Raw genomic sequence first — 26,046 nt, forward strand, 5'->3', positions numbered from 1 at the left:
AGTCTCGCTATATGTGCCATTGTCCCTGCCCAGGTCACTGCCCAGCCAGCCGCTGGCCACTCCTGGGGTAAAGGAGTGGCATTTGAAGCCCGCGTCAGTCGTGCCGCGCCATCAGGTCACGGCGGCGGCGCTCGTAGTAATGCCGCTGGCACTCGGCCGCCTCCTGCCAGGCCTGCCTGTCGATGGTCTCCTGCACATGGTCCGGCAGCGGCCGGGGCGCAGCCGCAGTCGCCAGCATGGCCTCCATGCCCTCCAGCGGCGCAAAGCCCAGGCAGGGCAGCTCGAACGGCAGCATGGGCTCCTGCGCATTGGCAAGAATGGCCCCCAGCGCCCAACGCGCCATGCGGTCGAAGAAGCCGTCAGGGTGCCCATGGTTCCAGTACCGCGCCATCTCCGGCCCCGCAAACCGCATGGCGTCATAGGCATGCCTGGGGTTGTGGCGGGCCAACTCCACCACCTCGCTGAACCAGATCTCTCCAATCCCATAGTGCTCATGCCCGCTGTTCGCGCGCGGCGGCACAAACCACTGAATGCGCTCCCCCTTCGCATTGCGCCGTGTGAAAGACAGGTCATCGCAGGTGCGGATGCGGCGCAAGACCTTGGGTGCGGGGCTCGAGACCAGGCTCTGGGGCGGGTGCCTGGCATCGCACCCGGGTTTGGTCTTGGACTTGGTTTTGCTGTCTTTGGCTGGAGCCTCCACGCCAGTCAGCACCTTGCGCTGCACCCAGCGCCTGAAGCGCTTTGCCTCAGTTGAGGCGCTGGCCTGGATCAGCGCATATAGGCCGTCCACGCTGATGGCCGCCACGGCTTCGCGCCTGGGCTTGCGGCTGGGTTCGCTGGAAAGGCGAACGGTGCAGCGCTGGTCCTCAGCGAGCTTGCCGGTGGCCAGCTTGTGGCGGGAGATGCCCAGGACGGTGCACACATCCTTGGCCATGAACCAGGTCACGCCATTCCTGGGGAACGTGCGTATCGGGATGTCGCCGAAGTGGAGGGTTTGGGGGGTGATGTCGTCTGCAGGGATTCCACGGACGGACGGTGATCGCAAAGCCATGAATGGCCTCCTATGTCAACACGGTCATAGGGTTGCCCGTCCGTCTTTGCCGCAATGGCTTTATGCAGCGGCGGGCAGCCCGGCCATAAACAAGACTTGCCCTGGATTGCAGGGCAAGGCAAAGCGTATGGGCGAAATGCCACTGACTTTCGGGAGTGACTTCCGCCTATGAAGGTGTGTTGAGCACCGGGGGGATCGTAGCAGGTGGGGCGTGCGGGAGCTGCCCAAGGCGGTTACGTAGGAGTGCTAGATGGAGGGTGCAGGGACGTGTTGCGTGAGTGGGCTTTGCAGTGATTTGAGAGGGCAACGTCACTTGGTTTGATTTTTTCACAGATCAGTTGCTCAATGCCTGGGCGTCAGCAGAGGGCCATGAACAGTCGGCCCCCGCAGACTTCTGAGCGACGGCTTCAGCCTGAAGACGGTCTCTGATGTTTGCTCTGCTAAGTGACTGGTTTCTCCGCAAGCAGACTTTTATTTCCGCCGAGTACACGTGGCCGGACCGTAAGATGGATGCACTCACAATTGAGTGATGCAGCAAGGGGAAATAATGAGGAACTACATCGTTTCTGCAAAGGTAGACATACGTGACGGTCTGTTGCGTGGAACCATGGAGTTCCTGCCTGGGCTCAACATCATCAGCGGGGAGAACGGGACGCTGAAAACCCAACTTCTGCAAGCGCTACGCGGCGGCGGCGGAGTGCAGGCGCACTACCCCGCAGTACTGCGGATGCAAACATTTAGTCCAAAGAGGAATTCTGAGCGACGGGCAAGCGAGGCGATCCTTCAGTTCTTCCGACAAAACAACCGTACTTGGGAATCAAACGTCAATGAACGGATCGGGGCACAGATAAACACTTCTGGATTCGATAATTACCCCTCCTTAGGAGACCTCTACTACTTGCTTTTCGAACACCGATGCAAGGACGGTACGGACCGAACTGCTCACATGGAGGCTTTGACGGGTGAGTTCAACGGCGTCATTCAATCCGTCTTCCCGCACTACTGTCTACAGGCCCACTGGGACAAAAATTTGGGTGCCCCGCGAATCGGCATGTGCAAGCATGGGCACGTCGAGTTCCCTATCGAAGGTCTTTCGATGGGCGAGCAGGAAGTCCTCTCGTTGATACTCAGTATCCACACTGGCAGGGATAACGTTGACGTCTACTTGATTGACGAGCCTGAAGTCCATCTGAACTGGCATCTGGAAGAGCGGCTCTTTAGCTTTCTAGACGACTTCTGCGAAAACACCGGGAAGCAGGCCATAGTAGTAACGCACAGCAGGACGATCTTCAAGCCACGCTTCTTTCCCAAGGCACAGTTCCTACGGTGGGGGGACGACCAGCGGGTTGCATGGGGCAAGGACCTCACACCACAGCAGCGGAGTCGACTCGCTGGCGATGCCATTGAGATCGTCGCACTTGGGGACTTCACGAAGCCTACACTTTTTGTTGAGGATCATGCTCACGCTAATCTAATTAAAATCTTAGCCGATACCTACGGCGCAAACGTCACTACCTCACAGTGCGGCAACAGTACAAACGTCAAGTCGTTGTACCAATACCAACTGGCCCACGGACGTTGGGCAAACGCGCATTTCATGATCGACGGCGACAACCAGGGAAATCCGTTTCCGCATGACGAACAATTCATACATCTGCCGTATTACTGTGTCGAGAACATTATGTTGGATCCCGAAACTCTCGCCGCAGCTTCAGGACGATCGTTGTCGGACGTGCAGGAGACGATAGTTGCGTCTATTAGCTCCCAGAGGAAGTCGATATTCCAGAGAAACAAGTTCTTCGAGTTCCTTGCTGACCGTATTGATGCTAGCCATATGACCTTCGAAAACTTGCGTACGTTTGACGCCTCTATGATTGTTGCGGATGTGTTTCGGGCTATTGAGATCGCAGATCACAGCAGCTACTTCTTAGCTGCAAGGGCGAATGGACGAATTGAGGTGCTGGTCCCGAAGCAGCTGCTGCGCGTCCTGGAATCTGCCATTCCTGCATCCGCTCAAGCTGCAGCATCTTTGCCTGCCACGGAGGCTGTGTCAGCCGAAGCGCGTCTGGTGGAAAACTCTGCCCATCAATTCAACGGAGCAGGTGGCTAGAAATCTGCCTCTATGGCGAGCCGGGCAAAATTCCGACTGCGTGGCCTTGTGGTCTACGCAACCGTGCACGTCCACAGAGTCGGCAATCGCTGCAAAGCGGATGCCGGCCTGTGACCTTTCGTGCAGCCACCATGGGTTACCTTCAGCGATGGTCGCAGAGCTTCCAATTGCCGCCATTCGTGAGCGAATGGTATTTGGAGGGGGTGTCTTCTCTCTTGAATCTTAAAAACCAAATTCACATATGAACGAAGCTATCCCATATCTTCAACGCTGTCAACGTACCGAGTCAGGTACCGCCGTGATCTGGCCATTTTTAAACGTTGAACGGAGCCGAGGAGAACTCGAACTCTTCTTGGATAACAATGCCCTTGTCAGGTCTAAATGGCTTTCGGAACTACCTGAGATTACACTTAAAAATTGTTTGATAAATCCCTGGATGGCAATTCAAGAGCAATGGATGTCGAATTCATGTTTTCGCAATGATCCGGACACTCGCATCGATGGATGGATTAATAATCTTGAGCAGTACGGCCTCAAGTTTCGCAAAGGATACGCAAGCGATCAAGTTCATTTATTAATGAAGAACGAAAAGGCACTTCGCAGGCAGTTTACCTCGGTAATTCCGTTTGTCGCAATTATGAAGTGCCTGCTATCGGAGAAGATATCAGTTGATGAGTCGCTGGCGCGCTTAAAAGAAATGGGGCAGTCAGATATTCCGCGCTTCACTGGTGCTATTGCCCTGATAGCGCTGGGGGTTACGCTGAAAAAGCAGCAGTCGTTTAGGTGGGAAAATGATCCAAAGCCTGCTTACTCTTATCTCTCTTCTTTTTTGGATTTCCAACCCGCAGGCAAAGACGAAAGCGATTACATGAGTGTCTCGTACCTCCGCAATCGTGCAGGCGACCTAAATATGTGGCTGATGCTACCATTTCTGCGCCAATTAGGATATTCGATCGGAAGCCAGTCCGCGCTGGCTACCGGTGATAAGGCACTTCATCGAGTCATTTTTCGCGCAATTCCCCCGGTCATGACACGCACTGGAGTGACCAGTTTCAGTGTGGCGCCCAATGAACTCTGTCAGGAGGATGTTGACCGCATCACCGGAGTCGTCCAGGGCTTGCAGACTCGAGAAATGCCTAGTCTTGATGAGCAACTTGCGAGAATGAAGAAAGTGTTCAATATTGCCAAGGCGTGGACTAACGATCAACGCGAGCGCGATGCGCTGGATGAGGTGTTTTTCGAATGGTGGCGACCAGGTCATGGAGTGGCGATCATGCCACTATGAGTCATGTGGGCGGTACGGCTTGACGCATTCGCAGCCTGGTAATTGGCGGAATGGCGAGACCAAGGCCTGCTTGTGAGCACCATATTCGTCGCACCGGATGGCTGCAGAGGGTCAGTAGTACCAATTCACGAGCCATGAAAACGGACTTCTTGCAGCCTGCGGTATCCGTCACTGTCGGCTGTCCACCTGAGAAATCGTTGGGCTGCCGCCAGCCTTGGTGCTCGGATGACGACCGCTATACGTCTGTGCCCTAAAGCTCACGATGAGCCCATGAGCGGCCTCACCCGCTGCAAAGCCGACACCTGACGGCTAAGGTCCAACGCCTGCAGCGGGTAGTGGATTCACCCGGCCAACCCAACACATTCGACAAACCTCAACCGGCTTGAGTCGCTTTACAGCGTCCGCACCGGAATGCAAATGTCGCAGCAGAAATCACCAGTCTCGGCATCCATGGCGGTGACCGCAGAAAACATCTCAAAGCAAGGCCGGTCGTCGCATTGCATCCCGCTGGACGGCATCCATTCGCGCGTCAGCCACATCCAGGCATTGGCCAGACCTTCGGGTTTTCCTTTGAATCTTGCTACCGCGTAGCGGCCGCCCGGCAGGGATTGGGTGTCCACCTGGCCGCTGGCGACGAAATGCGCGGGGACTTCCACGCAGGCGTCATAGCGGCATTTGCTGGCGGGTGTGAGAGAGGGGTCGTCATAGCCTATGCCGTAGCACGTTTGATCGCTGAGGCCATTGGAGTGCATCCACGGCGCAATGGTGCCTCGCCAGAATTGGCCTATGGCTGGCCCATAGGGGCCGATCAAGCGTTGATAGGCGACATGTGCTTTGGGTAGATCAATGATGCGGACGTCCATGGCGATTTCTTCCTTCAGGTGACAAGAGCCCTGAGGTTCGCCGAACGCGCGGGGGTCTTCCTGATGGAGATTGCCGAAGACCTGATCAGGATTGCTCTCCTGGCTGCCTTGCGGCTGCCCGATGGCGGCCGCCTGGGTTTTCAGCCGCTCAAGCGTGGTGGAGCGCCAGGCCGATGGCGTGCAGCCAAACTTGAGCTTGAAGGCGCGCGCAAATGCTTCGCCCGATTGGAAGCCGGTGGCCAAGGCGGTTTCAAGCACGGTTTCCTTGCTGCCGCAGGACAGCCGGAACGCCGCCTTCTCGAGCCGTCGGCGCTGCGCATAGCTGCCCAGCGTTTCTCCCATCCATGCCGCGAAAATTCGGTGAAAGTGGAAGCGCGAGAAATTGGCGATGTCGGCCAGATGTGCGCCATCCAGAGGCTGATCCAGGTGGGCGTCGATGTAGTTGAGCACGCGATTGATCCGTCGCGCGTACTCGGCGCGGGATGCCTGCTCGGAAGGCTGGTTCGTCATGGTCGTTGTTCTGGAAATCACCGTTCATGCGGCGATGGGGCTTGCCTGTCAGCAGGGGGGCGGATGGAGACAGCCAGCCGGCGCAGTTCTCGTTAGTCCGGCGCCTTCCCCTTCACCCACAACCCAAACTCCTTCATCACCCCCACCACCGGCTTGAGCCGCTCCCCATCCTGGGTCAATTCGTACTCCACCTTGATCGGCGCAGTGGGGTAGACCGTGCGCTTGACCAGGCCCGCTTCCTCCAGCGCGCGAAGGTCCAGGGTGAGGGAGCGTTGGGAGATGCCGGGCATGTCGCGGCGCAGGTCGTTGAAGCGGCGGGGGCCGTCGATGAGGTAGGAGGCGATGAGCAGCCTCCAGCGGCCGCCCAGCAGGCGCATGGCTTCTTCCACGGAGCAGCCGGAGATGTTGGATTTCATAGCACATTCATCATAGGCAGGCGGCAGGTATATTTTTTTAACCTATGGGCAGTTTTATTGCCTTCTTCCAGATTTATCCCTGGTGCATGACATTGGCCAGGGGCCGTGCCTGAACGCGCAGGCCCCTTGTTCCATCACCAGAGAAATTCCATGAAGCTGTATTACCTGCCGGGCGCCTGTTCGCTGGCGCCGCACATTGTCCTGAACGAGCTGGGGCTTGATTTCCACCTGGTCCGGGTGGACCACAAGACCCACCAGACGGAAGACGGCAGGGATTTCCGTGCGCTCAGCCCGTTCGGCTATGTCCCCCTGCTGGAATTGAACGACGGCAGCCTGCTGCGGGAAGGGCCCGCCGTCCTGCAGTACCTGGCGGACCTGCGGCCTGCGTCCCATCTGGCGCCGGCCCATGGCAGCCTGGAGCGCTATCGGCTGCTGGAGTGGCTGGCCTTTCTGAACTCGGAAATCCACAAGGGCTTCATCCCGCTGCTGTATGCCGTGCTGGCGGGAAAGTACGGCGTGGAGACGGCCAAGCCCAAGCTGGAGCAGCGGTATGCCTGGGTGAACGCGCAACTGGCCGGCAAGCGCTACCTGATGGGCGATGGCTTCACCGTGGCCGATGCCTATCTGTACGCGCTCACGCAGTGGGGGCAGGCGCCGTGGCTGGAGTCGGTCTACAAGACGAGCATTCACTTTGATGGCCTGGAGCATCTTGCAGCCTGGTACGCGCGGATGCGGGAGCGGCCTGCCGTGCGCCAGTCGCTGCAGGCGGAAGGTCTGCGATAGGGTGGGGCAGGGGCATGGAGGTGCCCTGGACTGGCTTGGCCGCATCCGCCGCACCGTTGCCCGCAGTCCATGCCTGCCACCGCGCCCGTTGCGGGCACGCCGCAGACTGATACGCATGCGTTCTGTCTCGATAGAATGCGTTTCATTCTCAATTCCGCCGCTGCGGCTGCCGCCTTGCCCCGGGCGCAGCGCAGAAGAAACCGTGTCTTCCACCGAATCCGCGCTGCAGCAACGCATGGCTGCCCTTTATGCCGACCACCATGGCTGGTTGCGCGGCTGGCTGCGGCGCAGGGTGGGCAATGCGTTTGATGCGGCCGATGTGGCGCATGACACGTTTGTGCGCATCCTGGCGTCGCGCGATGCGTTGCTGGGCATGGCGGAGCCACGCGCCTACCTGACGACCACGGCCAGGCGGCTGCTGGTGGACCGGGCGCGGCGCCAGGCCATGGCGCAGGCCTATCTGGATGAGCTGGCGCTGGTGGCGCAGAGTCTGCCCGGCTATCCGGCGCCCGAAGAAATCCTGATGGCGGTGCAGGCGCTGGAGCAGATTGGCGCTGCGCTGGAGGGGCTGGCCGAGCGCCCGCGCGAGGCGTTTCTGCGCCACTACCTGGACGAGCAGCCGCAGGCCGAGATTGCACAGGGCCTGGGTGTTTCCACGCGCATGGTGCAGAAGTACCTGGTGCAGGCGCTGCTGCACTGCCGCGCCCATTGCCCTGCCGTGGCCGAGCATGTCCGGTAGAGCGGAGCGCATGCCCGGCGCAGGGCCGGATGACGATGCCCTGGCCGAGCAGGCGGCGCAGTGGCTTGTGGCGCTGACGGGCGATGACGAGGCCGAATGCGCCACGGCCCGCGCGGGCTTTGAAGCATGGAAGCGTGCCGACCCGCGCCATGCGGCCGCCGCCCTGGACATGGAGCAGTTTCTGGACCGCCTGCAGGCTGCGCGCAGCGGCCCGGCCGGCAGCCGGCCAGCCCGTGCGGCGCTGGATGCGTCGGGCAGTGCTGGAAGAAAGCAGGATGGGCAGACACGCCGGGCTCGGCGCACTCGGCGTGCCGGTGCGGCCCTGATGCTGGCTGCCGTGCTGGCCTTGCCGGCCTGGGTGGCATTGCAGGCCTGGCCACCGGGCTATCTGATGGCGGACCTGCGCACGGCCACAGGCCAGTGGCAGACCCGGGCGCTGGCGGATGGCACGCGCATCACCCTGGCCAGTGGCAGCGCGGTGAACCTGCGTTATGACGAGCGGCGCCGTACGGTGGAGCTGGTGCAGGGCGAGATTCTGGTCGATGTGGCCCGTGATGCATCGCGCCCCTTTGTGGTGGAAACCGCGCAGGGCAGCCTGCGTGCGCTGGGCACGCGCTTTGTGGTGGACCGGCAGGCCGATGCCACGGTGTTGAGCGTGCTGGAGTCGCGCGTGGCGGCGCAGGCCGCTGCGGGCGGCCAGGACTCCTCCACGGTGGATGCCGGCCAGCGTGTACGCATCACGGACCACGGCCTGGGGCCCGTGCAGGCCATGGACGCCCGGGGCCTGGCGGATGCCTGGCGCAACCACCAGTTGGTGGTGAGCGACCAGCCCCTGGCCGAGGTGCTGGATGCGCTGGCCCGCCACCGGCCCGGCCATATCCGCTACGACAGCGCACAGATCCACCACCTGCGCGTGAGCGCCGTGCTGCCGCTTGACGATACGGACCGCGCGCTGCAGCTGCTGATGAGCAGTTTTCCCGAGCTGCGCATTCGCAAGCTCACGCCTTGGCTGGTACTGGTGGATGCGCCCGGTCCCTGAGGGGACGATTTCAAAATTTTTTTGCCAATCTGGTTCGCCTTTCCGCAGTTCGTGCGTCAAGCCCTGGAAGACACCAACGAACCAAGGAAGGAATCCTCTGCCATGCCATTGCCGACCAACGCAGGCCGCAGCCGCCCCCCGTCGCTGCCCGGGCGGTTCGCCAGGATCGCCATCGCCGCTGCGGTGGCGGCGCTGGCTGCCACGGGAACGGGGGCCGCGGTCGCGCAGGCCCCCGCGCAGCCCATTGCCTATGACGTGCCTGCCGGCCCGCTGGCCGATGCGCTCAATCGCTTTGCGCTGCAGGCGGGCGTGGCCATTGCCATCGATGCCAATCAGTTGCGCGGCCTGCGCTCCCCCGGGCTGCAGGGCCGCCATGGCGTGGAAGAAGGCTTTGGCGTACTGCTGCGTGGCAGCGGCTATGCGCTGGCCAGGACGGCCAGTGGCTATGTGCTGCGGGCGGCGCCCCAGCCCGCGCCTGCGGCGCCATCCCCCTCGGCCCAGGAGGTGCCGCGCCTGCCCACGGTGACCGTGAGCGGGGCGGTGGATGCCGAGACGGCCACGGGGCCGGTGCCCGGCTATGTGGCCCGGCGCAGCGCCACGGCCACCAAGACCGATACGCCGCTGGAGGAGACGCCGCAGTCGATCTCGGTGGTGACTTCGGATTTCATCAACGCCAGCGGGGCGCTGCGGCTCAAGGATGCGCTGGCCTATACGCCGGGCATCAATGTGTCGCCCTGGGGTGCGGATTCGCGCTTTGACTGGACCATCATCCGCGGCTTTGATGCGCAGACGCCCGGCTACTACCTGGACGGCCTGCCGCTGCGCAACAACAACGGCTGGGCCGTGTGGCAGACGGAGAACTACGGCACGGAGCGCATCGAGGTGCTGCGCGGCCCATCCTCGGTGCTGTATGGGCAGACGGGGCCGGGCGGCATGGTCAACGTGGTCAGCAAGCGGCCCACGGGCGAGCCGCTGCGTGAGCTGCAGGTGCAGGTGGGTAACCATGGGCGGCGCCAGGTGGGCGGGGATTTTGCGGGGGCGCTGGATGCGCAGGGCACGCTGCAGTACCGCGTGACCGGCATGGTGCGCGATGCCGAGCTGCAGGCCAGCGGCCTGCCCAATGACCGGGTGTACCTGGCGCCTTCGCTGACGTGGAAGCCCTCCACCGATACCTCGCTGACCGTGCTGGCGCACTATCTGCGCATACGCGATGGCAGCTCCTACGGCAGCTTTCCCGAGGTGGGCACGCTGCTGCCCAATCCCAACGGCAAGTTCTCGCCGGGCACCTATGTGGGCGAGCCGGGATTCGACCATTTCAATCAGGACCAGTGGATGCTGGGCTATCTGTTCGAGCACCGCCTGAACGACACCTGGACGCTGCGCCAGAACGCGCGCTACGGCGCCATCAAGGTGGACTACCAGCAGGTCTACAACCAGAGCGATTTCGCCACCGTCAACCCTGCCGATCCGCTGGACCCGGCCAATTTCCGGCGGCTCAACCGCTTTCCGTTCGGCAGCAAGGAGCGGGCGCGGCTGCTGACCATAGACAACCAGGCCCAGGCCAAGCTGCGGCTGGGCGATTGGCAGCACACGTTTCTGGCGGGGCTGGACTACCAGGGCTCGCGCAATGACCAGCGCACCTACAACGCGGGCACGGTGTCGGGCATCGACGGCTATGCGCCGGTGTATACGAACGATGTGGTGCCCGGTGATCCCTGGTTCGACGCCCGCACGCGGCTGACACAGACGGGCATCTACCTGCAGGACCAGATCAAGTGGGGCGACTGGGTGGCCACGGTGGGGGGCCGGTACGACAGCGCCTCGGCCACGGTGAGCAGCCATATCGACGGCAGCCGCACGCGCATCAACGACCACAAGTTCACCAGCCGCGCGGGACTGGTCTATCTGCACCCCAGCGGCTGGGCGCCCTATGTGAGCTATTCCGAGTCGTTCTCGCCCACGGTGACCATGGACCCGGAGACCAATACGCCGCTCAAGCCCGAAACCGGGCGCCAGTACGAGGCCGGCGTGCGCTATGTGCCGACAGATGGAAAAGGCCGCTACAGCGCCGCCATCTTCGATCTGCGCCGCAGGAACTACATCACTTACACGCCGGAGTTCCTGCCCCGGCAGACCGGCGAGATTGCGGTGCGCGGGCTGGAGCTGGAGGCCGCGTTCCAACCGCTGAAGAACCTGAACGTGATCGCTGCCTATACCTATACGCCCAAGGCCATCGTCACGGCCAGCAGCACGCCTTCGGAGATCGGCAAGCAGATGCAGGCGGTGTCGCGCAACCAGCTGTCGGTATGGGCCGACTACCGCTTTGCAACCGGCCTGCGGGTGGGGATTGGAGCGCGCTACATGGGCTCCAACCGCGGCTACCAGGAGTCGGCAGCGGCCCCGCTGCCTTCGTACACGGTGGTGGATGCCCTGGTCGCCTACGACCTGCAGCGCTGGAGCCTGGCGCTGAACCTGCGCAACCTGGGCAACAAGGCCTATCTGAGCAACTGCAGCGCAGGCAGCTGCCGCTACGGCGAGCTGCGGCAGGCAGTGGCCACGGCCACCTACCGCTGGTAGGCGGGGGCTGGGGTGACGGTGGACATGACGGTGGACGTGACGGTGGATGTGACGAATCACGCCAAGGTTTCAAGGCTCACGGCCACGATGACGGGGGCAGGGTCGGTGTTCACGAGGCGCAAGGCCTGGTTTGGCTGCCCGTCTCCGCTTGCTCGCTGAACCGTCACACCCATGGCCTGCACGGTGTCCGCCTCGTCCAGCGTCTGGCGCAGCGAGGCGGGTATCGGCGCTGCGGCAGTGAAGTCGAAGCGGGGTTTCAACGCGACGTAGAAAGTTGACACACGGCACGCCATCAGTCCGCCAGGCCCGAAGAACACGCCTGCATCCGGCACCAGGCCGCGACCCAGCGCCACCATCGAGGCGTCGTACCAGCTGCCGGGGTAGATCGGCACTTGGTCCCAGCATTCAGAGGTGATCGTGACCGTCTCCAGCGAAGCTGCGGGTAGCGCAAGGACGCGGCCGGAAGCGTCCAGGGCCTGCAGGGAAGCCGGAGCCTGCGGCCCTGCGCCGGATGTGTCGTTGAGATTCAAGCGCAAGGTGCCGGGGTTTGCGATCGTGCCGACAGCCACTGCTGCGCTCCACTCCGACGAACTCTTGGGCAGTGTCCAGATCGGTTTCCACTGGAGGTAGCCGGTCTCGTACACCTTGGTCCATCCCACCGGAGTGGGCGAGTAGGCAGGGTCGCCTGGAGGTGCCGCCATCTTCTGCATGGCGCCTGCAAGCATCGACTGATAGGGAAATTTGCAGGCTTCGAGTACCTGCAGAAAGGTCTTGTATCCCTGCGAAAAGCTGCGCCCCGACGCTTGGTACAGCGCGCCATTGGCAGCGGACTGGGGCACCGTATCTGCAAAGAGGAACTGCGCGTCGGCCATGGTGCCGGTCACTGGATCCGGCCAGTTCCACGCGGTCACCGGCATCAGCATCTGCCCCCGCACCAGCGGCGCCGAAATGGATGCCGAGCGCTTGAACACCATGCCGGTTTTCGGCCCGCTCGATACGCTGGGGGCCCTTGGGGGCGGAGGCACCAGATCAGCCAGGCCGCCGAGGAACTGATGGATCACGTTCATGAACGCTGTCTCCGGTTGACGGGGGTGGGCGGGGTGGGCGGGACCCGCCAGTCCCGCCCACCCGCTGGTCTTCAGGTCAGTGGATGCCCGGGAAGTCGACGATCACGCCGATGATTTGCGGGTTCACCGAGGTGCTGCTTCCCTTGAAGGTATTGGCCTGTGCGGTGCTCTTGGTGTACTCGGACTGGTGACCGCCCGTGCCACCGAAGGTGAAGGGTCCGATGCGCACACCCGCGCTGGCCTCGAAGGCCTGCTTGTTCTGCTGGTAGGTGTTGGCGCTCATCGTGATCTCGAACGAAGGCTTGTAGACGACCAGCAGCTCGGACACCCGTGCCGCGACGATGCCGTTCGGGCCGAACAGGGAGCTCGATCCCGGGCCGCCGTTTGCCACCCACGGGGCGACGATGGTGTAGCCCTGGCCGTTCGGCCCCTGCTGTGCCTTGGCCAGTTCGCTCATGAAGCCGCCCGGGTACCAGTCGCCCGGATTCACCTTCACGCGCGTGGAGGACTCGCAGCTGATCTTCACGGCCGAGCTCGAGTCCTGGTTGAACAGGTCGGACTTGCTCCAGCCGCCCGATGCGTTGACGCTCCAGAAGAAGTTGCCAACGCTGGTCGAGCCCTTGGCAAACGAGGACTTGAAGTCGCTGCTCGATTGCGAAGATTTCATCGCGATCGAGAACGCGCCTGCGCTGCCGTTGCTGAGCGATGCGCGCCAGTCCGCGCCGTTCGTGTCGATGTGGAAGTCCGGCTGCCAGCGCAGGATGCCCGCGCCATCCGGCACCTTGGTCCAGCCTGCCGGTGCGTTGTTCGTGGCGGGGTCGCCCGACGGCGTCTGCATCATGTCGATGGCGCGCTGCAGATCGCTGGGCATGCTGGCCCGCTCCAGCTCCATCTTCATCTTGACCGCCTGGTTGTAGGCGTTGGTGGCCGCCTGGATGGTCGTAATGTAGGCAGCAGCCTCCGGCGCGTTGTTGATCCACGTGCTGATGTCAGGGTAGCGGGCCGCGAATATCAAGCCGCCGTTCTGCTTTGCACTCAGGTAGACCTGGTTCATGTCGCTGTTGGCCTTGACGATCGCATTGCTTTTCTGGACGCACAGGTTGGCCAGCGCTGTCTGATCGGCCTGCTGCTCGGGGCTGACCTTGAATGTCACGTGGCCGAAGATCTGGCGAACGGCGTCGAAGAGCGTTGCATCGAGGCTGCCGTACTGGCCGATCGCAGACCACTGCGGCATGCCGCTGACGACCTGATAGGCCGCCGCGTCCCATTGCCCGGTTGGAGCCGTGCCCCAGCTGAAGTCCTTGGGGGTGCCAAGCAACTGGAAATTCGGGGTGCCGAGATTATCGACAAGGGCGTTGTACAACTGGCTGAACATGGCTTGATCTGACATGGCGTGCAATTCCTGAAATTGAATGAATAGGGAGCGACATGAGGTTTGAAGTCATGAACGCTTTTCTTTGCCAATGAGAATGATTGCCCGGTATTGGGCCTAAGGCACGGGGTGCCCGGGAGAAATCTCAGGTGGTGACCGCGAAGAGTGGTTCATGGCGGGATACTCCTTTGAGTTGCGTGCAGGAATCCGACACGTGGGCGCCGGGAAGATGCCTCGACGGACGCTGACCGTAGAGGCGAAGAGGTGAAGGGATATGAGCCTTTGCAGCCTTTCAAGGCTAGCGCGGATATTCCATATCAACCGCGCAAACCTGGAATGCACTGGCGCCTGCTGAAGCCGTCATAAGTATTCGTTGGACTCATCATGCCCAATTGCATCAGGAGGGTGGAATACTTCCAATGTCGTATTCGGTGAGCACGGACAGGCGATGCACGCTGGCCTGGATATCAGATGCTGCCGCCATTGCGAGTTGCCGTTGGCGCAAATGTCTGCAACTGGGCGGTGCTTGTCAGGCCCAGTTTGCGCAGAATGTTTTCGCGATGCTTGCGCACGGTCAAGTCGCTGAGGTAAAGCGAACGTGCGATCTCCTTGCTGGTCTGGCCCGCCAGCACGTGCACCATCACCTCCTGCTCGCGGGGAGACAGAGGGAGCGGTGAGCGGGCAGCGCTCATCCAGCCGTGCCGCCTGGCATGCGTGACGAGTTCTACGGCATTGCGCAGGCCCAGCCGCGTACACATATTGCTGCGGTGCTTGCGTACCGTGTGTTCGCTGATGCCCAGCTTGTGCGCAATGTCCCTGCAGCCGAGGCCTTTGGCCATCGCTTCGAGTACATCGATTTCGCGCGCGGTGAGCGCAGACGCGATGACTTCATCTGCTGTTGGATGCGCAGCATCGAGATGGCATTCGCTATTTGCCAAAGCTATTTCCGATCTATCCATGGTATGTCTCCCATTTTTTATGTGCCGATGCCATAGGGCTATCCCACGCCGAAGCCTCGGCGAGACTGCTTTGCACAGTGCCGTTTGAAAGATTGAATAACTGGCTAAACCGCCTGTTTACCGCCTGAGTAAACTGACGTCATGCCATTCGTGTGAAAATTGTGCGGTAAAGGATCAGCCGGAAAAAGCCTGAACATTGGACGATTGAAAATCGCGCGCATTCAGCCTGTGGCAGCCTTTTGTATCCAAGGTGGGAGATTAGTAAACCATTATCAAGATGGTGTGGTGCGTTGAGGGAGTATCAAAGTCGTTTGAGAATCTGTTATCGCCATTTCACCGTTGGAATGGACATCTTAGTGGAAATCTTTGGTGAAATCATTACATCTGGCTACAAAAACTCGACACCAAGGTTTTTGCAGCAGATTGTGGGAAAGCCAATGGTCTTCTGTGGGTCGCGCTTGCGTGATCAGGATTTTCTGGCATTGCCCAGCCGAGTCCAGGATGCGGGCTGTTGCGCAGGTCTTGAGACATGCGGGTAAGCAATTCCTGCCATGGCGGATCGAGAAGCGGCTGGGTACCTGCGATGTGCTTCAAGGGAAGCACCTCTTTTGCCAAAAGCGTTCCCGGGTCATGACGAAGGGCGTGAGCACCACGACCGTCGCCAGTCCCAACGACCTGGACATACGCCAGTTCAGGGGGCCGGGCGGGTGCCCTCGTCAGGCCCGCCCTCCAGCACGCGCAGCAGCAGGGACAGCCGCTGGTCCAGCGCGGCCAGTTCGGCAACGGGCATGGGCGCCAGCATGGCGCGCTCGTTGTCCAGGTGCGCTTCCACGGCGCGGTCTATCAGCTCCAGCCCCTGGTCGGTGAGCTGCACCAGCATGCTGCGCGCATCCTGCGGGTTGGGCAGGCGCTGCACCAGGCCGCGCGTCTCCAGGCTTTTCATGCGATGGGTCATGGTGCCCGAGGTGACCATGAGCGTGGAAAACAGGGCCGTGGGCGTGAGGCAGAAGGGCGCGCCCGAGCGGCGCAGCGTGGCCAGCACGTCGAATTCCCACATGGTCATGCCGAAGCGGGCAAAGCACTCTTCCAGCCGCTGCTCCAGCAGGGCGGCGCAGCGCTTGATGCGGCCTATGGGGCCCATGGGGCTGGCGTCCAGGTCGGGGCGTTCGCGCGCCCATTGTTCGAGGATGGTGTCTACCCGGTCGGGCAGGCGGGGGAGGGTGGGTTTCGGCATTTGTCTTGATTTTAAGATAAGTCGTGCATAATGGATTTGTCTTGAATTGAAGATAAGTGCCATGTCCTCCTCGCCATCCTCTTCTTCCGCGTCCTCGGCCAGCCCCGACCTGTCCTGGCGCGACATCCTGCTGACCGCGCTGGCGCCTGCCATCTGGGGCTCCACCTACATCGTCACTTCCGAACTGCTGCCGCCAGACCGTCCGTTCACGGCTGCGCTGATCCGCGTGCTGCCGGCCGGGCTGCTGCTGGTGCTCTTCACGCGGCGGCTGCCCGTGGGCTCGGGCTGGTGGCGGCTGCTGGTGCTGGGCGCGCTGAACATCGGCGTGTTCCAGGCGCTGCTGTTCGTGGCGGCCTACCGGCTGCCGGGCGGGCTGGCGGCCGTGCTGGGCGCCGTGCAGCCGCTGCTGGTGATGGCGCTGGCATGGGGCGTGGACGGGCGCTCCCCCGCGCGGCTGACGCTGTGGGCCGCCGTGGCCGGCATTGCGGGCATGGCGGTGTTGCTGCTGTCGCCCCAGACGTTGTTCGAGCCCGTGGGCATGGCGGCGGCATTGGCGGGTGCGGTGTGCATGGCGGCCGGCACCTGGCTCACGCGGCGCTGGCGCGTGGACTTGCCGGTGCTGGCGCTGACGGGCTGGCAACTGCTGTTTGGCGGGCTGATGCTGCTGCCGCTGGCCTGGTGGGTGGATGCGCCGCTGCCCGCGCTGTCGCTCACCCAGCTGGGCGCCTATGCCTACCTGTGTCTTGCCGGTGCGCTGCTGGCCTATGTGCTGTGGTTTCGCGGCATCGGGCGCCTGCCTTCGGTGGCCGTGTCTTCGCTGGGCCTGCTGAGCCCGCTCACTGCTGTGGTCCTGGGCTGGGTGCTGCTGTCGCAGTCCATGACGGGCATGTCCTTCCTGGGCCTGCTGGTGGTGCTGGCCAGCGTGCTGGCGGTGCAGTGGTCTGCTTCGCGCGGCGCCTGAGCATGGGAACGGTTGGCAAGGGGCTGCGGATTATTTATCATACGGTGTATGTTTAATTGGATGGAGAGATCGCCATGGCACCCGCAAAAGCCCTCAGCAATGCATTCGGCAAGGTCTTCATCGCCACTTCGGTCGATGGCTTCATTGCCCGGCCCGATGGTTCGCTGGACTGGCTGCCGGCCGGGGGCGATGGCGGCGAGGACTACGGCTACGCGGCCTTCATGAAGACGGTGGACGGCATCGTCATGGGCCGCTCCACCTATGAAAGCGTGCTCGGCTTCGAGTCCTGGCCGTTCGACAAGCCCGTGGTGGTGATGAGCCGCACGCTGGGCGCGGGCGATGTGCCTGCCCACCTGAGCGGCAAGTTGCGCATCACGTCCGCCCAGCCTGCCCAACTGGTGGCCGAGCTGCGGGCCGAGGGCTGGGGCAGCGCCTATATCGACGGCGGAGCCGTGATCCGCGCGTTTCTGGCGGCGGGTGAGGTGGGCGAGATGACTATCACCCGCGTGCCCGTGCTGATTGGCGCGGGGCGGCCGCTGTTTGGCGATATTGGCTGCGATCTGCGGTTGACGTGCCTGGCCTCCCAGGCCTATCCCAGTGGCATGGTCAGCACGCGCTACCGGGTGGAGGCGGGCGGCCGGGTCATGGTGCGCAACGGTGGCGGCGATGAGTGAGCCGGCTGTACGGGCTGTATCGACTGCACAGACTGCACGGCGCGGGCGCCCCTCGGCCGGGCGCTCGCTCAGCCGCGATCAGGTGCTGGACGCCGGGCTGGCCTTGCTGGAGGCCGTGGGCGCGCAGGGCTTTGGACTGCGGCCACTGGCGCGGCAGCTGGGCATTACGCCCATGTCGGTGATCCACCATGTGGGTGACCAGCAGGAATTGATGCGCAGCCTGGTGGAGCGCGTGCATGGCCTGCCGCTGGCCGAACCTTCGCCCGGGCTTGCACCCGTGCAGCGCGTGCAGGCGCTGCTGGCGGGCTACATGGAGCGCGTGCGCCGCCATCCGGCGCTGACGGTGTGCATTCTGGGCGACCCGGCCCTGTTCACCGATTCGCTGGCCGCCTTCACGCAGCGGCTGCGCGGCGAGGTGCAGCAGTGCGAGCCCGGCGAAAACGAGGGCGATGCCGCCGTGCTGCTGGACCTGCTGATCGACTACACGCATGGCCATGCGCTGGCGCTGGCCTTGTCGGGCGAGGGCGCGCAGGCCTTGCATGGCCGGTTCGAGCAGGGGCTGGCGCGGCTGCTGCGCTAGGCGCCGGCCTCCACGCGCAGGCCGGCCTGTTGCCAGCCGGTGAAGCCCGCCTCGAAGCGCCGCGCCTCCCGGCCGCTGGCGCGCAGCGCCGTGACGGCATTGGCCGAGAGCACGCAGTACTGGCCCCCGCAATAGGCCACGATGTCCTTGTCGGGCGGCAGCGCGTCCAGCTCGCCTTCCAGCGCTTCCAGGGGAATGTTGACGGCCCCGGGCAGGTGGCCCTGGGCGAATTCCGCTGGCGGACGCACGTCCAGCACGATGGTGTCGTCCATCTGCATGCGCTGCAGCAGCTCGTCCAGCGCAACGGCTTGCAGGCGGTCACGCTGGCGCAGGCTGTCGGAGACCACGGCGCGGATCTCGGCGTGGCGGAATTGCAGATAGTCGTGCAGCGCATCGATGATGCCGGTGATGGGCCCGTCGCCCAGCCGGTACAGCACATGCTTGCCCTCGCGCCGTGTGAGCACCATGCCCGCGCGCTTGAGGTGCTGCAGGTGCTGGGAGGTGTTGGCCACGGACAGCCCGCACAGCTCGGCCAGGCGCTCCACGGGCTGCTCGCCTTCGGCCGCATGGCTCAGCAAGGTGAGGCGGTGGGCATGGCCCAGGGTGCGCGCCAGGTCGGCCAGGTCGGGGAAGGCCTCGATCGGTACAGGGCTGCTTGACGGATTCATGGGGGATAGCCTAGCATCACACAAACATTCAATCAATTAATTGAATGTATTGTTCATTGTGCATGCGGTGGCATCCAAGGAGGCCGCTGCAAACCTGCAAGAGAGTGAAAAGACATGCTGGATGTGCCGGAATTCCTGCTGCGCGCCGTGCTGACGGGCGCAGGCGCGACCTTGGTGATGGATGTGTGGGCGCTGCTGCTGCAGCGTCTGTGGGGCGTGCCTTCGCTGGACTACGCCATGGTGGGCCGCTGGCTGGGCCATCTGCCGCGCGGCCGGCTGGTGCATGCCGGCATCGGCCGGTCCGCGCCGGTGGCGGGTGAGAAGGCCCTGGGCTGGGTGGCGCACTATGCGATCGGCGTGGCCTTTGCGGCGGCCCTGCTGGCCTTGGCGGGTGAGGGCTGGGCCCGGGCGCCCACGCTGTGGCCGGCCCTGGCCTGGGGCGTGTTCACCGTGGCCGCACCCTTCCTGGCGCTGCAGCCGTGCATGGGGGCGGGGCTGTTTGCCCGCAAGACACCCAAGCCCGCCGTGGCGCGGCTGCGCAGCCTGATGGCGCACACGGTGTTCGGCCTGGGCCTGTTCATCGCGGCCTGGGCCGTCTCGCAACTGCGGGCCTGAGCGGATGCGCTGACCCGGTTCAGGCAAACAGCCTGTGCGCCATGAATTCGAGAAAGGCCCTGACCTTGGGCGAGAGGTCGCGGCCCGGGGGCCAGACCATCCAGACCGTGCCCTGGGCGTTGGCGGTGAACGGGTCGAGCACGGTCTGCAGCAGGCCCTGCTCCAGCTGGCGGGCCACGGTGAAGTCCGGCAGGCAGGCAATGCCCTGGCCGCGCAGCGCCAGGAAGATGCGCATCTCCACGCTGTTGCAGACCACGCTGGAGGGCAGCGCGGGCGGGGCGGTGTCGTCGTCGTTTCCCAAGGGCCAGCGCTCCAGCCGGCCGGTGGCCGGATAGCGGTAGTGCAGGCATTGGTGGCGGGCCAGGTCGGCAGGTTGCGCCGGCCTGCCATGGCGCTGGAAATAGGCGGGCGAGCCCACCAGCACGCGCCGGAAGCCGCCCAGCCGCCGTTGCTTGAGGCCCGAGTCCTGCAGCGGCGCGGCACGTATGGCCACGTCAAAGCCGTCGCCGATCACATCGACCAGATGGTCCGAGAAATTCAGGTCCAGTTCGACCTCGGGGTACTCCAGCAGGAAGTCCGAGAGCGCCTGCTCGAACAAACCGCAGTGGCGTGGCAGGCTGACCTTGAGCCGGCCCTGGGGCCGCTCGCCCGCATGGCGCAGTTCCTGCTGGGCGGCCTCGACCTCGCAGAGGATGCGCCGGCAGCGCTCCAGAAAGCGTTCGCCCTCGGCCGTCAGTGCCAGCGTGCGCGTGCTGCGGTTGAACAGGCGCACGCCCAGGCGCTCCTCCAGCCGCGCCACGGCCTTGCCCACGGCCGAGGGCGACAGCCCCAGCTCGCGCGCCACGGCAGAGAAGCCCAGCCGCTCGGCCACGCGCACAAAGAGGCCGATGCTGCCCAGGCTGTCTATTTCCATGTGCTGTGTGAAGAGGTGTGTGAAGAAGATGATTTGAGACTCTAGTGTCTCAAGTGTTCGGAAATGAAGATGGATTGTCTCAGATGAAGACGGGCCTACGCTGGCGGTCGTTTCTTGAAATGGCGCACAAACCATGTCTTCCCTCTCTCGCGGCAGCCCCCTCAAATGGCTGCAACTGCTGGCCGTCTGCCTGACGGGGCTGCTGATTCCCCTGAGCTTCACGGGCCCGGCCGTGGCCCTGCCTTCCATCCATGCCGAGCTGGGCGGCACGCCCTCCCAGCTGGGCTGGATCATGAATGCCTACATCCTGAGCTACGGCAGCGCCATGATGGTGGCCGGCAGCCTGACCGACATCCATGGCCGGCGCCGCCTGTGGCTGTTGGGGCTGGTCTGGTTCGGCCTGCTGAGCTTTGGCGTGGGCCTGGCAACCGATCTGCGCTGGGCCGATGGGCTGCGCCTGCTGCAGGGGCTGGGCGGGGCAGTGGCCTTTGCGGCGGCCATGTCCTCGCTGGCGCCGCTGTTCGAGGGCGCGGCGCGCATGCGGGCCTTCAGCCTGCTGGGCACGACCTTTGGCCTGGGCCTGGCCTTCGGCCCCTGGGTGTCGGGCCTGATGGTGGACAGCCTGGGCTGGCGCTGGGTGTTCCATGGGACAGGGCTGGTGGCGCTGCTGGGCCTGCCCATGGTGATGGCCAGCGCGCGGCGCGATGAAGCCCTGTCTGCCGACCGGCCCGACTGGCTGGGCGCAGTCCTGTTCACCCTGGCCCTGGGCGGCTTCACCTACGGCGTGCTGATGGTGCCCGAGCGCGGCTGGCTCCATGCCGAGGTGCTGGGGCCGCTGGTGCTGTCCGCCGTGCTGCTCGTGGTCTTCGTGGCGGTGCAGCGGCGCGTGGCCCGTCCGTTGCTGGATCTGTCGCTGTTCTCGCAGCCGCGCTTTCTGGGCGTGCAGCTGCTGGCGGCGTCACCGGCGTTTCTGTTCATCTCTCTGGTGGTCATGCTGCCCGGGCGCTTCATCGGCGTGGAGGGCCTCAGCCCGCTGGCGGCGGGCCGCATGATGGGCTGGCTGGCGGCGCCCTTGCTGGTGGTGCCGCTGCTGGCGGCCCTGCTGGTGGGCCTGTTGTCGCGCTGGATCAGCCCGGGCCGGCTGTCGGCGGCCGGTCTGCTGCTGGCTGCGGCGGGCCTGTGGTGGCTGGCGGCTGCCTTCGGGCAGGGCGTCGGTCCGGCGTTGGCGCTGCCCTTGCTGCTGATAGGCACCGGCATTGGCCTGCCCTGGGGCCTGATGGACGGGCTGGCCGTGAGCACCGTGGCGCCAGACCGCGTGGGCATGGCCACGGGCATCTTCAACACCGTGCGCATCTCGGCGGACGGCGTGGCCCTGGCCGTGGCGGGCGCCGTGCTGTCGGTGCTGGTGGAGGGGCGGCTTGGCGGGCTGTCGCCCGATGCGGGCCTGCGGCGCGAGATGGCCGGGCAGCTGGCCCAGGCCGATCTGGCGCGCGCCGCCCAGGCGCTGCCGGGGCAGGACGGCTTGCTTGCGCAGGTGTACGGCGCGGCCTTCCACGATCTGTTGCTGCTGCTGGCGGGGCTGGCGGTGGTCACGGCGCTGGCCGTGCTGTGGCTGCTGGAGCGCAAGGGCCGGACCCTGTCTTCCCCGGAGCAATTGGCCCCGCAGGCCGGGCGCAGGCTCAGCTAGCAGGCTGCAACTGCACGCCCAGGCGCGAGAACAGGATCTGCCGGCCATCGCCCTGCAGGCGCTGTATCACCATGCCGCCATCGCGGTGCAGGTAGATGCGCAGGGCACTGCCGTTGCCGGGATCGTGGTCCAGGTAGCAGGGGTCTTTGTCCAGGTCCTTCCAGCCGTGAAAGTCTTCCAGCCGGCGTGTACTGATGCGGCGCAGCTCGGTCTCGGGGGCCGCGAAATAGCTGTGGGTCTGAAGCCACAGCGTGCGCAGCTGCTCGAAGGACTGTTCGCGCGAGGAACAGGCGGGCGCAGCCTCCAGCAGGGACAGCAGCATGTCCAGAAGCTGATCGAATGAATACTGCATGCCGCGCCCCTTTCAGCGATCGACGGTGCGCACTGCGCAACCTCGATCAGGGTAACCGGATATTGCGCGAATGTGAACAAAGCATGACCGTGGTGGTTTGTCGCTATTGCCAGCCTGCGCCGACAGTGATTGGCGCGGGTGTTGCATGCAGGGCACCGGCCTGGATGGCCGGACAATGGCCGGCACATCCTGCGTGATGCCGACCTTTTTTGTTCCCGCCACCTGTTTCCCCACTTCTGCTGCCCATGGAACGCTTCACCATCTCCATCGACGACGACCTGGCCCGTGATTTCGACGCATGGATCGCCGCGCGCGGCTACGACAACCGCTCCGAGGCCATCCGCGACGTGCTGCGCGCCCACCTGGCCCAGGTGCGCGAGCGCGAGGACGCCGACGGCCTGTGCGTGGCCAACCTGTCCTATGTCTACAACCACCACGAGCGCGATCTGTCCGAGCGCCTGGCCAGCCTGCAGCACGACCACCATGAACTGCACATGGCCACCACCCATGTGCACCTGGACCACGAGCAATGCATTGAAACCGTCATGCTGCGCGGCCCGGCCAGCGCCGTGCGGCGCTTTGCCGACACCATCACGGCCGAGCGCGGCGTGCACCACGGCCAGCTCAACGTGGTGATGGTGCGCAGGGCAGAGCTTGGCGGGCACGATCACGTGCACCACCATCCGCATTCGCACGACGATTGAGGCAGTCCGGGGCCGGGCGCGCAGCCCCTGTCATGCAGGTCGGTATGAAGTTTGCTTTTTTCTTCATACAACTCCTGGAAACGCATGACACATCCCCTGAATTCCCCTTCCCGGCGCCTTGCCGTGCACCAGATTGCAGCAGCTGGCCTGCTGGGCCTGGGTTGCATTCCCCATGTCGGTGCGCAGCAGGCGGGCGACGCCACGGCCAGCCTGCAGCCTGTCGAGGTCAAGGGCCAGACCGCGCGCGGTGCCTCGGCCGCCTACACCACCACGGTGATCGAGGCCGAGGACATCGCCAACGCCCATGTCAGCCATCCGCAGGAGCTGCTGCGCCAGGTGCCGGGCATGAATGTGCAGAACTACCAGCTGTCCGGCGTGGGTGACGCCATCGTCATGCGCGGCTTCGGCGGTGGCGGCCATGGCGGCGACGTGGGCGTGGTGCTGGACGGCATTCCACTGAACGAGGCCATGTCGCATGCCGACGGCTATGTGGACCTGGGCGTGATCGTGCCGCTGGAGATGGAGCGCATCAGCATCTACAAGGGTCCCGTGTCCGCGCTGTACGGCAACTTCAACCGCGCAGGGCTGATGGCGATAGAGACGCGCAAGCAGGGCGACTACACCCCCTACCGCGAGGCCGACGTGAGCCTGGCCTCGCACGGCACGCTGGACGCTCAGGCGGCGCTGGGGCTGAAGCCGGGGGAGGGCGAATTCCTGAACCTGGCGGCCCAGCACTACCGCACCGATGGATTTCGCGCGCAGTCGCAGTTCCAGCGCAGCACGGCGGCGCTGCGCTGGAGCAAGCGGCTCACGCCGCAGCTGGAGGTGGCGCTGTCGGCGCGGCTGCACCATGGTGAGGGCGATTCGCCGTCGTACCTGACGGCGGGGCAGTTCGCGCGCGATCCGCAAGGCATGGACCCGCGCGCCATGAACGATGGCACGCGCAAGAACTTCGCCACGCTGCGCGCCGATGTGCAGTACGCGCTCTCGCCACGGCTGACCTGGCTGGGCTATGCCTACACCACGCAGCAGAGCTTCACGCGCTGGTTCAGCCGGCCCATCGACGCACTGCAGTGGCGCCAGCGCGAAGAAAGCTATGACCGCGCCGTCTACGGCGCCGGCACCAGCCTCAATGGCCGCCATGTCACGGCGCTGACCCCGCTCAACTGGGTGGCCGGGCTGGAGGCCGTGCGCGAGTCCACCGACTACCAGTTCTACGACGGCCTGCAATGGCGCGAGCGCACGGGCGCAGCCATTGACGACCGCAATTCCAGGCTCAACACCCTTTCGGCCTTTGCCGAGGTGGATGCGCCCGTTCACCGCCTGCTGCAGCTGTCCGCCGGCCTGCGCTGGGATCGCTTCACGGGCGGTTGCCGTCCCAATGGCCTCGAGACGGGCAGCGACCCCTGTGGCCCGCTGGCGCGCACGGCGCATGCCAGCCCCAAGCTGGGCCTGCGCTCGCAGGTGGCGCCGGGCGTGCTGCTGCGCGCCAACTGGTCCGAAGGATTTGCGCTGGCCAGCGATTTCGCCAAGTACGCGCTGGGCGCCGCGCGGCTCGATCCCAACATCTTTCGGCAGACCGAAGTGGGCGCGCAGATCAAGCCCATGCCGGGCCTGGTGCTGGATGTGGCCGCCTATCGCCTGCAGTCCTCGGGCGAGATCCGCAACTTGGCGCCCGGCGTGTACGAGAACTTCGGCGCCACGCGCCGCACGGGCGTGGAGGCCAGCGCGCTGTGGGCCGTGCGCAAGAACCTGGACCTGCAACTGGCCTGGGGCAGCGCCCATTCGCGCGTGACCGAAAACGGCAATCCGGCCCTGGTCGGCAACCAGGTGGCCGGCGTGCCCCGGCAGACCACCACCGTGGGCCTGGCCTGGCGCCCGTTGGCGCAGTGGGAGGGCACGCTCACCTGGCGCCGCGTGGGCCGCTATGCGGTCACTGCCGACAACAGCGTGTTCTACGGCGGCTACGCCACCTGGGACCTGGGCCTGAGCTGGCGCCTGCCTTCGGCGCGCAGCCGCATCTACGCCGTGGTCTCCAACCTGGGGGACAAGGCCTATGCCACGTCGGCCTCGGTCATCCGCGGCGTGCCGCTGTTCGCGCCCGGCGCGCCGCGCACGCTCAAGGTCGGCGTGCAGACACAGTTTTGAGGAGGAAAAAATGAAATCCAACCCCTGTTTCGCATCCGTTGCAACCGCCGCATTCGTGGTCCTGCTGGCCTGCGCGCCGCTGGCCCAGGCCCATAACGTCTGGCTGGAGCCCGATGCCGACGGCGCCTACACCGTGCAATTCGGCGGCCATGAGGGCCAGCTGGAGAACTTTGCGGCCGGCAAGCTCAAGAGCGTTGAGGCCTATGACGCGCGCGGCCGCCGCATCGACGTGGCCGTGCAGCCCGTGCCCGGTGGCGCCCGCGCCACGCCGGCCCGCAAGGCCGCGCTGCTGGCCGCGCATTTCGACAACGGATTTTTCAGCCGCGTGGGCGAGGGGCCGATGCTTGAAAAGCCCATGACCGAGAACCCCGGCGCCACCAGCGGCGTGCATGCGCTCAAGTTCCACAAGACCATCCTCGAATGGGGCCCGGTCACCCGCGAGAAGCTGGGCCAGACCCTGGAGATCATCGCCAAGACCCGCCGCTCGCCCCACGCGGGCGAGCCCCAGCAATTCCAGGTGCTGCTGGACGGCCAGCCCCGGGCCGGCGTGCGCGTGTCGCTGGGAGAAAGCGGTCCGCCACTGGCAACCGATGCCGACGGCCTGGTGACCGTCACACCGCGTGCCGGCATGAACCAGCTGCTGGCCATCGTGCGCCTGCCCGTGGCAGGCGATGCGCGCACCACCAGCCTCAGCTACGAGTACCTGCTGGGGTTCTCGGCGCATTGAAAGGGGGTGGCG

Annotated in this window: 25 protein-coding genes; 14 read left to right on the plus strand and 11 right to left on the minus strand. The window is 64.5% G+C overall.

Going from position 1 to position 26,046, the window contains the following annotated elements:
- Window positions 1-94: 94 nt before the first annotated feature.
- Window positions 95-1,051: a BRO-N domain-containing protein gene (locus BO996_RS14440; protein WP_071955191.1), complete on the minus strand. Its 957-nt coding sequence runs from the start codon at window positions 1,049-1,051 to the stop codon at window positions 95-97.
- A 547-nt stretch (window positions 1,052-1,598) separates the two neighbouring features.
- On the opposite strand from BO996_RS14440, the gene BO996_RS14445 reads away from it, so the two are divergent.
- Both BO996_RS14445 and BO996_RS29065 read left to right on the plus strand, forming a co-directional pair.
- The gene (locus tag BO996_RS14445; RefSeq protein WP_198041288.1) at window positions 1,599-3,161 is read left to right on the plus strand and encodes an AAA family ATPase; all 1,563 of its coding nucleotides are present in this window, start codon (window positions 1,599-1,601) and stop codon (window positions 3,159-3,161) included.
- Between the two features lie 241 nt (window positions 3,162-3,402).
- Entirely contained in the window at window positions 3,403-4,446 is a 1,044-nt protein-coding gene (locus BO996_RS29065; RefSeq protein ID WP_071955195.1) for a hypothetical protein, read from the plus strand.
- A 392-nt stretch (window positions 4,447-4,838) separates the two neighbouring features.
- Here BO996_RS29065 and BO996_RS14455 read toward each other — a convergent pair whose 3' ends face one another.
- Both BO996_RS14455 and BO996_RS14460 read right to left on the minus strand, forming a co-directional pair.
- On the minus strand, window positions 4,839-5,819 hold the full coding sequence (locus tag BO996_RS14455) for an AraC family transcriptional regulator (RefSeq protein ID WP_071955197.1): 981 nt from the start codon (window positions 5,817-5,819) through the stop codon (window positions 4,839-4,841).
- 92 nt (window positions 5,820-5,911) lie between these two features.
- Complete coding sequence (locus tag BO996_RS14460; RefSeq protein ID WP_071955199.1) at window positions 5,912-6,235, minus strand: winged helix-turn-helix transcriptional regulator; 324 nt, start codon at window positions 6,233-6,235, stop codon at window positions 5,912-5,914.
- Window positions 6,236-6,385: 150 nt separating this feature from the next.
- Between BO996_RS14460 and gstA the strand changes: the two genes are divergently transcribed.
- The 4 genes from gstA to BO996_RS14480 all read left to right on the plus strand — a co-directional run bounded on the left by gstA (window position 6,386) and on the right by BO996_RS14480 (window position 11,373).
- Window positions 6,386-7,018 (plus strand): glutathione transferase GstA, encoded by a 633-nt coding sequence (gene gstA, locus BO996_RS14465; RefSeq protein WP_071955201.1) that lies wholly within the window; start codon window positions 6,386-6,388, stop codon window positions 7,016-7,018.
- 202 nt (window positions 7,019-7,220) lie between these two features.
- On the plus strand, window positions 7,221-7,757 hold the full coding sequence (locus BO996_RS14470; RefSeq protein WP_043824270.1) for a sigma-70 family RNA polymerase sigma factor: 537 nt from the start codon (window positions 7,221-7,223) through the stop codon (window positions 7,755-7,757).
- Window positions 7,747-8,796, plus strand: a complete 1,050-nt coding sequence (locus BO996_RS14475) for a FecR family protein (protein WP_232240533.1) — start codon at window positions 7,747-7,749, stop codon at window positions 8,794-8,796. The genes BO996_RS14470 and BO996_RS14475 overlap by 11 nt, the downstream gene beginning before the upstream one ends.
- A gap of 102 nt (window positions 8,797-8,898) precedes the next feature.
- Window positions 8,899-11,373, plus strand: a complete 2,475-nt coding sequence (locus BO996_RS14480; protein WP_156897956.1) for a TonB-dependent siderophore receptor — start codon at window positions 8,899-8,901, stop codon at window positions 11,371-11,373.
- A gap of 56 nt (window positions 11,374-11,429) precedes the next feature.
- On the opposite strand, the gene BO996_RS14485 is transcribed toward BO996_RS14480, so the two are convergent.
- The 5 genes from BO996_RS14485 to BO996_RS14500 form a co-directional block, all read right to left on the minus strand.
- Complete coding sequence (locus BO996_RS14485; protein WP_071955205.1) at window positions 11,430-12,440, minus strand: hypothetical protein; 1,011 nt, start codon at window positions 12,438-12,440, stop codon at window positions 11,430-11,432.
- Between the two features lie 76 nt (window positions 12,441-12,516).
- Window positions 12,517-13,830 carry a hypothetical protein gene (locus BO996_RS14490; RefSeq protein WP_043825568.1) on the minus strand — a complete coding sequence of 438 codons (1,314 nt, stop codon included), beginning with the start codon at window positions 13,828-13,830 and terminating at the stop codon, window positions 12,517-12,519.
- Window positions 13,831-14,279: 449 nt separating this feature from the next.
- The gene (locus tag BO996_RS14495) at window positions 14,280-14,771 is read right to left on the minus strand and encodes a response regulator transcription factor (protein WP_071955207.1); all 492 of its coding nucleotides are present in this window, start codon (window positions 14,769-14,771) and stop codon (window positions 14,280-14,282) included.
- A gap of 378 nt (window positions 14,772-15,149) precedes the next feature.
- Window positions 15,150-15,365: a hypothetical protein gene (locus BO996_RS29070; RefSeq protein ID WP_156897957.1), complete on the minus strand. Its 216-nt coding sequence runs from the start codon at window positions 15,363-15,365 to the stop codon at window positions 15,150-15,152.
- A 97-nt stretch (window positions 15,366-15,462) separates the two neighbouring features.
- Window positions 15,463-16,005 carry a MarR family winged helix-turn-helix transcriptional regulator gene (locus BO996_RS14500; protein WP_063326454.1) on the minus strand — a complete coding sequence of 181 codons (543 nt, stop codon included), beginning with the start codon at window positions 16,003-16,005 and terminating at the stop codon, window positions 15,463-15,465.
- A 61-nt stretch (window positions 16,006-16,066) separates the two neighbouring features.
- Between BO996_RS14500 and BO996_RS14505 the strand changes: the two genes are divergently transcribed.
- The 3 genes from BO996_RS14505 to BO996_RS14515 all read left to right on the plus strand — a co-directional run bounded on the left by BO996_RS14505 (window position 16,067) and on the right by BO996_RS14515 (window position 18,220).
- The gene (locus tag BO996_RS14505; protein ID WP_198041289.1) at window positions 16,067-16,966 is read left to right on the plus strand and encodes an EamA family transporter; all 900 of its coding nucleotides are present in this window, start codon (window positions 16,067-16,069) and stop codon (window positions 16,964-16,966) included.
- Window positions 16,967-17,040: 74 nt separating this feature from the next.
- Window positions 17,041-17,640: a dihydrofolate reductase family protein gene (locus tag BO996_RS14510; RefSeq protein ID WP_071955209.1), complete on the plus strand. Its 600-nt coding sequence runs from the start codon at window positions 17,041-17,043 to the stop codon at window positions 17,638-17,640.
- Window positions 17,633-18,220, plus strand: coding sequence for a TetR/AcrR family transcriptional regulator (locus BO996_RS14515; protein WP_071955211.1), 588 nt, complete (start codon window positions 17,633-17,635; stop codon window positions 18,218-18,220). The genes BO996_RS14510 and BO996_RS14515 overlap by 8 nt, the downstream gene beginning before the upstream one ends.
- Here BO996_RS14515 and BO996_RS14520 read toward each other — a convergent pair.
- A complete protein-coding gene (locus BO996_RS14520; RefSeq protein ID WP_071955213.1) occupies window positions 18,217-18,888 on the minus strand; it encodes an ArsR/SmtB family transcription factor in 672 nt (223 codons plus the stop codon). The two genes, BO996_RS14515 and BO996_RS14520, sit on opposite strands and share 4 nt — an antisense overlap.
- Before the next feature lie 114 nt (window positions 18,889-19,002).
- Between BO996_RS14520 and BO996_RS14525 the strand changes: the two genes are divergently transcribed.
- A complete protein-coding gene (locus BO996_RS14525; protein ID WP_071955215.1) occupies window positions 19,003-19,503 on the plus strand; it encodes a DUF2938 domain-containing protein in 501 nt (166 codons plus the stop codon).
- A gap of 19 nt (window positions 19,504-19,522) precedes the next feature.
- Here BO996_RS14525 and BO996_RS14530 read toward each other — a convergent pair whose 3' ends face one another.
- Window positions 19,523-20,410: a LysR family transcriptional regulator gene (locus BO996_RS14530; RefSeq protein ID WP_071957110.1), complete on the minus strand. Its 888-nt coding sequence runs from the start codon at window positions 20,408-20,410 to the stop codon at window positions 19,523-19,525.
- Between the two features lie 139 nt (window positions 20,411-20,549).
- On the opposite strand from BO996_RS14530, the gene BO996_RS14535 reads away from it, so the two are divergent.
- On the plus strand, window positions 20,550-22,103 hold the full coding sequence (locus BO996_RS14535) for an MFS transporter (RefSeq protein ID WP_071955217.1): 1,554 nt from the start codon (window positions 20,550-20,552) through the stop codon (window positions 22,101-22,103).
- Here the strand turns inward: BO996_RS14535 and BO996_RS14540 are convergent.
- Window positions 22,096-22,455 (minus strand): hypothetical protein, encoded by a 360-nt coding sequence (locus BO996_RS14540; RefSeq protein ID WP_043825588.1) that lies wholly within the window; start codon window positions 22,453-22,455, stop codon window positions 22,096-22,098. The two genes, BO996_RS14535 and BO996_RS14540, sit on opposite strands and share 8 nt — an antisense overlap.
- A gap of 245 nt (window positions 22,456-22,700) precedes the next feature.
- Between BO996_RS14540 and nikR the strand changes: the two genes are divergently transcribed.
- The 3 genes from nikR (at window position 22,701) to BO996_RS14555 (ending at window position 26,034) form a co-directional block, all read left to right on the plus strand.
- Window positions 22,701-23,159, plus strand: a complete 459-nt coding sequence (gene nikR / locus BO996_RS14545; RefSeq protein WP_071955219.1) for a nickel-responsive transcriptional regulator NikR — start codon at window positions 22,701-22,703, stop codon at window positions 23,157-23,159.
- 84 nt (window positions 23,160-23,243) lie between these two features.
- Window positions 23,244-25,307: a TonB-dependent receptor gene (locus BO996_RS14550; protein WP_071955221.1), complete on the plus strand. Its 2,064-nt coding sequence runs from the start codon at window positions 23,244-23,246 to the stop codon at window positions 25,305-25,307.
- 10 nt (window positions 25,308-25,317) lie between these two features.
- Window positions 25,318-26,034, plus strand: a complete 717-nt coding sequence (locus tag BO996_RS14555) for a DUF4198 domain-containing protein (RefSeq protein WP_071955222.1) — start codon at window positions 25,318-25,320, stop codon at window positions 26,032-26,034.
- Window positions 26,035-26,046 lie beyond the last annotated feature (12 nt).

Source organism: Delftia sp. HK171 (assembly GCF_001886655.1).
Lineage (GTDB): Bacteria > Pseudomonadota > Gammaproteobacteria > Burkholderiales > Burkholderiaceae_C > Comamonas > Comamonas acidovorans.

Bases quoted from the DNA above. Each gene is read 5' to 3' on its own strand.
- BO996_RS14440 (WP_071955191.1), bottom strand. From the start codon at position 1,051: ATGGCTTTGCGATCACCGTCCGTCCGTGGAATCCCTGCAGACGACATC.
- BO996_RS14445 (WP_198041288.1), top strand. From the start codon at position 1,599: ATGAGGAACTACATCGTTTCTGCAAAGGTAGACATACGTGACGGTCTG.
- BO996_RS29065 (WP_071955195.1), top strand. From the start codon at position 3,403: ATGAACGAAGCTATCCCATATCTTCAACGCTGTCAACGTACCGAGTCA.
- BO996_RS14455 (WP_071955197.1), bottom strand. From the start codon at position 5,819: ATGACGAACCAGCCTTCCGAGCAGGCATCCCGCGCCGAGTACGCGCGA.
- BO996_RS14460 (WP_071955199.1), bottom strand. From the start codon at position 6,235: ATGAAATCCAACATCTCCGGCTGCTCCGTGGAAGAAGCCATGCGCCTG.
- gstA (WP_071955201.1), top strand. From the start codon at position 6,386: ATGAAGCTGTATTACCTGCCGGGCGCCTGTTCGCTGGCGCCGCACATT.
- BO996_RS14475 (WP_232240533.1), top strand. From the start codon at position 7,747: ATGTCCGGTAGAGCGGAGCGCATGCCCGGCGCAGGGCCGGATGACGAT.
- BO996_RS14480 (WP_156897956.1), top strand. From the start codon at position 8,899: ATGCCATTGCCGACCAACGCAGGCCGCAGCCGCCCCCCGTCGCTGCCC.
- BO996_RS14485 (WP_071955205.1), bottom strand. From the start codon at position 12,440: ATGAACGTGATCCATCAGTTCCTCGGCGGCCTGGCTGATCTGGTGCCT.
- BO996_RS14490 (WP_043825568.1), bottom strand. From the start codon at position 13,830: ATGTCAGATCAAGCCATGTTCAGCCAGTTGTACAACGCCCTTGTCGAT.
- BO996_RS14495 (WP_071955207.1), bottom strand. From the start codon at position 14,771: ATGGATAGATCGGAAATAGCTTTGGCAAATAGCGAATGCCATCTCGAT.
- BO996_RS14500 (WP_063326454.1), bottom strand. From the start codon at position 16,005: ATGCCGAAACCCACCCTCCCCCGCCTGCCCGACCGGGTAGACACCATC.
- BO996_RS14505 (WP_198041289.1), top strand. From the start codon at position 16,067: ATGTCCTCCTCGCCATCCTCTTCTTCCGCGTCCTCGGCCAGCCCCGAC.
- BO996_RS14510 (WP_071955209.1), top strand. From the start codon at position 17,041: ATGGCACCCGCAAAAGCCCTCAGCAATGCATTCGGCAAGGTCTTCATC.
- BO996_RS14515 (WP_071955211.1), top strand. From the start codon at position 17,633: ATGAGTGAGCCGGCTGTACGGGCTGTATCGACTGCACAGACTGCACGG.
- BO996_RS14520 (WP_071955213.1), bottom strand. From the start codon at position 18,888: ATGAATCCGTCAAGCAGCCCTGTACCGATCGAGGCCTTCCCCGACCTG.
- BO996_RS14525 (WP_071955215.1), top strand. From the start codon at position 19,003: ATGCTGGATGTGCCGGAATTCCTGCTGCGCGCCGTGCTGACGGGCGCA.
- BO996_RS14535 (WP_071955217.1), top strand. From the start codon at position 20,550: ATGTCTTCCCTCTCTCGCGGCAGCCCCCTCAAATGGCTGCAACTGCTG.
- BO996_RS14540 (WP_043825588.1), bottom strand. From the start codon at position 22,455: ATGCAGTATTCATTCGATCAGCTTCTGGACATGCTGCTGTCCCTGCTG.
- nikR (WP_071955219.1), top strand. From the start codon at position 22,701: ATGGAACGCTTCACCATCTCCATCGACGACGACCTGGCCCGTGATTTC.
- BO996_RS14550 (WP_071955221.1), top strand. From the start codon at position 23,244: ATGACACATCCCCTGAATTCCCCTTCCCGGCGCCTTGCCGTGCACCAG.
- BO996_RS14555 (WP_071955222.1), top strand. From the start codon at position 25,318: ATGAAATCCAACCCCTGTTTCGCATCCGTTGCAACCGCCGCATTCGTG.